Origin of the sequence: Kitasatospora sp. SC0581 (genome assembly GCF_048159585.1) — a bacterium.
In the GTDB taxonomy this organism is placed as follows: domain Bacteria; phylum Actinomycetota; class Actinomycetes; order Streptomycetales; family Streptomycetaceae; genus Kitasatospora.
On the sequence record NZ_JBLRWA010000003.1, the window covers coordinates 663,701 to 670,628 of the forward strand.

2 protein-coding genes and 3 tRNA genes are annotated in these 6,928 nt (G+C 76.8%); 1 reads left to right on the top strand and 4 read right to left on the bottom strand.

Going from position 1 to position 6,928, the window contains the following annotated elements:
* Window positions 1-7: 7 nt before the first annotated feature.
* The 4 genes from ACLWS4_RS09250 to ACLWS4_RS09265 all read right to left on the bottom strand — a co-directional run bounded on the left by ACLWS4_RS09250 (window position 8) and on the right by ACLWS4_RS09265 (window position 3,130).
* On the bottom strand, window positions 8-2,284 hold the full coding sequence (locus tag ACLWS4_RS09250; protein WP_416873747.1) for an Ig-like domain-containing protein: 2,277 nt from the start codon (window positions 2,282-2,284) through the stop codon (window positions 8-10).
* A 352-nt stretch (window positions 2,285-2,636) separates the two neighbouring features.
* Window positions 2,637-2,712, bottom strand: a tRNA-Arg gene (locus ACLWS4_RS09255).
* A 34-nt stretch (window positions 2,713-2,746) separates the two neighbouring features.
* A tRNA-Arg gene (locus tag ACLWS4_RS09260) sits at window positions 2,747-2,819 on the bottom strand.
* Window positions 2,820-3,036: 217 nt separating this feature from the next.
* Window positions 3,037-3,130 (bottom strand) — tRNA-Ser (locus ACLWS4_RS09265).
* A gap of 177 nt (window positions 3,131-3,307) precedes the next feature.
* Between ACLWS4_RS09265 and ACLWS4_RS09270 the strand changes: the two genes are divergently transcribed.
* Entirely contained in the window at window positions 3,308-6,829 is a 3,522-nt protein-coding gene (locus ACLWS4_RS09270; RefSeq protein ID WP_416873748.1) for a PAS domain-containing protein, read from the top strand.
* The last annotated feature ends 99 nt before the right edge of the window (window positions 6,830-6,928 follow it).

The window sequence follows — 6,928 nt, forward strand, 5'->3', positions numbered from 1 at the left end:
GCGCAGTTCAGCGCCGAGGAGCACCTGGCCTGCGGGCGAACACCCGACGGGTGATCAGCCCGAGGCCGGTGAGCACCAGCAGGAATCCGGCGATTCCACCGCGCCAGCCGGTCGCCCCGGACCGCCCGGACGCGCCCTGCGCGGTCTCCACCGGCGGCGCCGCCAACGGCGGAACCGCGTCCCCGGCGGGCCCGGCGGAGTCGACCGGGTCGGCGGCTCCGGCCGGTGAGGGCCCGGGCCGCACCGCGACGACCGCCGCGGCCGGGGCGCCGTGGCCGGTAGCGGGGGCCGGCGTCAGGCTCGGGGAGAAGGCCTCGGCGGTCGAAAGGGTCGGGACGACGGGCCTGGTGGAAGCGGCGGACGCGGCCGCCACGGTCTTCGCGGGCCCGGGAGTCGCCCTCGACGGCCCCGCCGACGGGCCCGCCGACGGACCGGAGCCCACCGGACTCGCCGTCACCGGCCGTGCGCCCAACGGCGGAACGGCGACCGGCACCTCCGCTGGCGCCGCCACGACGGACGGAGTCGGCGAGGCCACCGCCGCACCCTGGGCGCTCGGGCTCGGCTTGGCGGGGCCCGAGGGCACCGCCGCCGCACCGGACGCCACCGGAGTCGGCGACCCCGGCCTCGCCGCCACCGGGCTCGCTGCCGAACTCGACGCCGACACCGCCGCCGTCGGGCTCGACGCCCCCGGACCCGAAGCCGTCGCCGTTGCCGTTGCCGTCGCACTCGGAGCCGCCGCGCTCGGCAGCACCAGGCTCGGCAGTACCGAACTCTGCGCCGCCGCACTCGGCACCGCCGGGCTCGATGCCCCCGGAGCGGGCGCCGCCTCTGTCGTGGCGACCCGTACCGGCACCGGCTCCGCCGAGGCCGCGTTCCCCGCCCGGTCGGTCGCCGTGACGGTCAGCCACTGCTCCCCGGCCGCCAGGTCCCGGTTGGCCGTGCAGCTCCAGCTCCCGTCGAACGCCGTCGTCGCCCCGCAGAGCACCGTCCGCCGTTCCGGCTCCGCGCCCGCGTCGGCCCCCGTCGTGACCAGCACGTCCGTGCCCGGATCCGCCCGGCCGGCCAGCTTCGGCCGGCTGACCCGCACGGTCTCCCCCGGGGCCGGCGAGGTGAGCACCGGCCGGCCCGGCAGGGCGGTGGAGACGACCAGCGAGACCGGCAGCCCGGCCGTCCGGTTGCCCGCCCGGTCGACCGCGACCGGGGTGAGCAAGTGCTTCCCGTCCGTCAGGTCCTCGACCGGCAGGCAGGACCACGCGCCGCCCGCCGGCACCCCGGTGATGCACAGTTCGTCGCTGGAGCCCTCGTCGAGGACCGAGACGGTGCTGCCCGCCTCGCCGGTGCCGGTGAGCCGGAGCCCCGGGTCGTTGGTGTACGCGGGGACGGTGAGCGTGGGAGCGCCCGGCGGCACGGTCTTCACGTCGACCGTGACCGGATCGCCGCGCAGCACCACGCCGCCGCCGGTGGTCTCCACCGGGGTGAGGGCGTGCGGACCGACGGCCAGCTCCGTGCCGGGGCGGCAGGACCAGTCACCGCCGCTCCCGACCTCGGTCCGGCAGAGGACCGTGTCGCCCTCCCGGACCTCCACCGTGGCGCCGGCGACCGCGCCGTGGCCGCTGACCTGCGGGCGGGCGTCGGCGAGGACGGCACCGGCGACCGGCTCGGCGATCTCCGGCCGGGCGGCGCCGACGGTCAGCTCGATCCGCTGGTCGGCGGCCTGTCCGGAGTCGGCGAAGCCGCCGGAGGAGACGAGCTGTCCGGCGTCGCGGCCGATCCGCAGCCGGGCCCAGGTCTCGCCCGAGGCCGCGCCGGGCGGGACGGTCCACTCCAGGGTCGCAGTGGCGGCGCCGGCCGGGATCTCGGTCTGCACCCGCTGGGCGGGGTCGAACCGGCCGGTGCGGCCGAAGTCGATCCAGCCGGCCAGGGTGGCGGGCCGGTCGCCGACCGCGACCGGGACGGTGAGCCGGTAGTAGCGGCCGATCGCCGCCTCGGTGGGGAAGGGGAGGGCGATCGACACGTCGGCGCCGCTGCGGCCGGTGCGCGCCGGGGCGGTCGCGCCGGCGCCCAGGAGGAGGTCGGAGGCCACGTGCGTGGCGATGCCGTACTCCTGCGGGGCGGCGTCGAGGTCGACCCGGGCCGGGAGCCCGGAGGGCGGCACCGCCCGGTGTTCGGCGGACCGGGTGTCGGGGGACTGCAAGGCCGCCGCGAGCGGGACGTTCCACGCGGTCAGCAGCCCGCTCGCGAGGACGGCCAGGGCGACAGCCGTACGGGGAAACTGTCGGCTCATCCGGCTCTCCTTCGCGGTCGGCTGCCGGGGGGTGGGCAGTCTGCACAAGATCCGACAAAAAGGAATCACGATCCTGGGCCGGTCATACTGCGACACCGGTGCTTTTGGCCGTGTCCCACCCGTTCGGCGGTCATCCGGGCGGCAGGACGGGATGTACCCGAAACGGCTGCATTTCATCCATTAGGCGGCAATCGGCGCCACCCGAACGGACGCGGGAATGGCACCTCCAGGCCCATTCGGCGGGCACCGGCCTCCGGGACGCGGCCACCCACCCGTGGCCTGTGTTCGAATCACTCGTCGGGTACGCCGGGGAAACGGAGAAGCCCCCGGCCGGTGGCCGGGGGCTTCTCGATGGTGCGCTCAGCAGGATTCGAACCTGCAACCTCTTGATCCGTAGTCAAGTGCTCTATCCGTTGAGCTATGAGCGCAAGGAACGGGCGAACCCGATCTTGCGGAGTTGAGTGCGCTCAGCAGGATTCGAACCTGCAACCTCTTGATCCGTAGTCAAGTGCTCTATCCGTTGAGCTATGAGCGCTCGCCCTGGTGAACGTTGCCGCCGGGGCGTTGCGGGGACAACATTACATGACCTGCGGCGTAGGACGAAATCGGTTGTTCCGGGCCCCGCCCGACCCCTCCCGACCTCCTCCCGGCCCCGCCGAGGCCGCGCTCCGGGCCGTCCCGGACCGCAGCCGGACCGCAGCCGGGAACGCGAAGAGCCCCCGCCGACGAGATCGTCGACGGGGGCTCCCGACTGGCGGAGGCTGAGGGATTTGAACCCTCGATCAGGAATAACCCCGAAACCGCATTAGCAGTGCGGCGCCATAGACCGGACTAGGCGAAGCCTCCCCACAGGGATCGTACCCGCGCGAGCGGAGCCGTTCCGTGTGTCAGTGATGATGCCACAACCGTGGGGCTCGGCACCAACCGCCGCCAACGTTACTAGGCGGGTCGACTCCGCCGCAAAGAAGAATGAGATACTGCCGTCTCCGGAGGAGCTGCCCCGAGCCGAGGAGACCTGTCGACGTGAGCAGCAGGCCGATCCGAGGCGCTGCTCGCCTCGCCGCCATACTCGACGCCCTGCCCGACGCGTTGCTGCTGGTGAACAGCAACGGCACCGTCGTGGACGCCAACAGCGCGGCGGTCCAGGCGTTGCAGGCGCCGGGCACCTCACTGGTCGGCATGGGCGTGCTGGGTCTGCTGCCCGAGTTCGACCCCAGCCGCATCCCCGGCTCGATGCGACCGGCCACCCGCGACGGCGACGCCCTCGACCGCCCGGTCCGGATGACCGCCCACCGCACCGACGGCACCACCTTCCCGGTCGAGGTCTCCGGCAACGACTTCGCCGACGACGGCGACGGCCGCGGCTACGCGCGCTCCCCGTACGACTCGTACCGCGAGAACTCGCCCTCCTCCTCCGACCTGCTCCTGCTGCTGGTCCGCGACCTCTCCGGCCGGCTGGGCGTCGAGGCCGAGCTGCGCCGCCAGCACAAGCAGACCGAGATGATCCTGCGGGCCGCCGCCGAGGGCGTGCTCGGTGTGGACCTCGAAGGCCGCTGTGTGCTGGTCAACCCGGCCGCCGCGCACATCCTGGAGTACCGGGCGAGCGAGCTGGGCGGGCGCGAGCTGCACCCGCTGATCCAGCACTCCCGGGCCGACGGCACCCCGCTGGCGCTGGAGGAGTCGGCGCTGCTGGACACCCTCACCTCCGGGCGCAAGCACCGGGTGCGCGGCACCGTGCTGTGGCGCAAGGACGGCCGGCCGGTCACCGTCGACCTCACCACCGCCCCGGTCCGGGACGGCGACCAGCTGGTCGGCGCGGTGATGACCTTCACCGACCGCAGCCGCGAACTCGCCCTGGTCGCCCGCAACGAGCACCTCACCGCCGTCCTGGAGAGCGAGCTGGGCAGTGCCCTGAACGCACTGAACGAGCGGCTGGACGCGCTCGCCGCCGACCCGGCCGGCCAGCTCTGGCCGGAGGCCAACTGGACGCTGCGCCGGCTGGCCGCCGAGTGCCGCCGGTACGGGAAGCTGATCGACGGGGTGCTCGACCACCAGCGCTGCGAGGCCGGCGAGAGCGGCGCCGCCGAGGCCAAGGACGGCAAGGACGGCAAGGAGCCCAAGGCCGGCGCCAAGGACGGCAAGGACGGGCCGAAGGCCGCGTCCCGGGTCCCGGTCGGCCTGGACAAGGTGGTCCGCCGGGCCGTCGAGGAGGCCGGCGAGCTGGTCGGCCCCGGCCGGGTGCGGTTCTCGGTGCACGCCGCCGCGGTCGAGGTGATCGCCGACGAGCGGCGGCTGGCCCAGGCGCTGGCCCACCTGGTCGCCGACGTCAGCGGCGTCGGACTCTCCCTGGACGCCCCCGTCGCCCCCTCCCCCGGTCTGACCGTGCCCGGGCTGAACGGCGCCGCCGCGCCCGCGCTGCCGCCCGCCCCCGAGCCGCCGACCGTCGTGCTGGCCGCCGCCCAGCGCGGCGAGGTCGCCCGGGTCGAGATCCGCGGCCCCGGCGTCGGCGGCAGCCCCGTCCACCTGCCGATAGCCCGCGCGGTGGTCGAGCGCCACGGCGGCGTGCTCCAGCCGCACGAGCTGCCCGGCAAGGCCGGCACCACGTACGTCGTCGAGCTGCCGCTGGACCCGGTCGCCGCGAAGGCCGCCGCCGAGCGCGCCGCCGCCGAAGGCCGCTCCGACCGGCCCAAGGAGAGCGACAGCGCCGTCCTGCCGGAGCTCCCGGGCATCCCGCAGCTGCCCAGCAGCGGCGAGGGCGCCGAGCCCGCGGCGGCCGACGAGCAGCCCGCTTCCGAGACCCCCGAGGCCGCCGCGGCCCCCGCCGCGGAACGGGCGCCCGCCGAGGAGCCGCCCGCCGAGCGGCGCGGCCGCCGCGGCCGCCCGGCCGCCGAGACCCCGGCGTCCGACGCCCCCGGTGCCCCCGGCGTCCCCGGTGCTCCCGGCAACCCCGACATCCCGGCCGACCAGTGGCCGAACGCCCCCGCCCGGGTCGAGCGGGCCGTCCCCGAGCAGTGGAACGGCACCGGCAACGACCCCGCGTACGGCCGCCAGGGCCTGGCCGGGCCGAACGGCGCCCAGAGCGACCCGTGGGGCAAGGACGACGGCCGCTCCGGCCCCGCCTACGCCGTGCCCGTCGAGGGCCACCGGGCGCAGCCGAACCGCCCCGGCGGGCGCGAGCCGCTCGCCCTCGGTCCGGCCCCCGCACCCGCGCCCACCGCCCCGGACGGCACCCCGCCCGGCGGCACCCCGACCGCCGAGGCGGCCCAGGAGCAGGCCTCCGGCGAGACCAGGCACCGCCGCCGCCGCGCGCTGCCCTCGGCCGAGGAGTCCTCCGGCGGCTTCGCCCTGCCCGGGGCGGCCGACACCCCGGTCTACCCCGGTCTGGAGCACGCCCTGCCGGCCGGCCCCGCGCCCGCGCCGCCCGAACCGGCCGCCGCCCCGACCGGGCGCCGCCGCCGGCTGGCCGTCCCGCCGGGGCCCGGCCCGGACGCCCTGGTGAACGCCTCCGGCCCGTCCGGACAGGGAGGCCAAGGAGGCCAGGCCGGCCAGGCGCAGCCCTCCCCCGGCACCGCGCTGGCGCCCGCCCGGGCCGCGCTGCCCGCCGCCGAGGAGCCGTCCGGCCCGCGCCCGGTCGGCACCGGACTGGGCGAGCTCGCCCCGCCGCGCCAGCTCGGCCCGGTGCCCGCCGCCGCGCCGCAGCCGCCCGTCCCGGCCGACGCCGCCCGGACCGCGCCGCGCCCGATGGCCGAGCTCCCGCCCGCCGAGGAGCGGCCCGCACCCGAGCAGCCGTCGGCCCCGACCGGCGAGCTGGCCAACACCCGCCGGCTGCTGGTCTGGCCCGAACCCGACCCGGCCACCAAGCAGGCCCTCCAGGCGCGCGGCTACCTGCCGGTGATCGTCCGCTCCCGCGAGGAGGTGGACGCCCAGGTCCCCGGCTTCCCCGCCGCCCTCTTCGTCGACCCGCTGACCGGCCCGATCACCCGCACCGCGCTCCAGTCACTGCGCACCGCGGCGCTCAACCGCAGAGTCCCGGTGCTGGTCACCGCCGGCCTCGGCCAGGCCACCCGGGACGCCGCGTACGGGGCCGACCCGGCCGTCCTGCTGCGCGCCCTCGCGCCGCGCGACGGCGAGCAGCACGCCCCGCGGGTGCTGCTGGTCGAGGGCGACCCGGACATCGCCGCCGCCATGATCAGCAGCCTGGAGCGGCGCGGCATGCACGTCGAGCACGCGGTGGACGAGAACGACGCGGTGGCCCGGGCCAGCAGCGTGCAGCCCAACCTGGTGGTGATGGACCTGCTGCAGATCCGCCGCCGCCGGGTCGGCCTGCTGGACTGGCTGCGCGCCAACGACCGGCTGCACCGCACCCCGCTGGTGGTCTACACCTCGGTGGACCTCGACCCGCGCGAACTGCCCCGGCTGCGCACCGGCGAGACGGTGCTGTTCCTCGCCGAGCGCTCGACCAGCGAGGACGTCCAGTCCCGGATCGTCGACCTGCTCGGGCGGATCGGCGCGATGGGCGAGGCGGGCGTCGCCGCCGCCGGCTGAAGCGCGCCGCACACGTGGAAGGGCCGGCCGCCCCCGGGGGGGGGGGGGCGGGCGGGCCGTGGGGCGGTGTCGGGGTGGCGCGGGCCGTGTCGGGCAGCC

What these genes read in the sequence shown, in the direction of transcription:
- ACLWS4_RS09250 (WP_416873747.1), bottom strand. Translation starts at nt 2,284, where the DNA reads ATGAGCCGACAGTTTCCCCGTACGGCTGTCGCCCTGGCCGTCCTCGCG.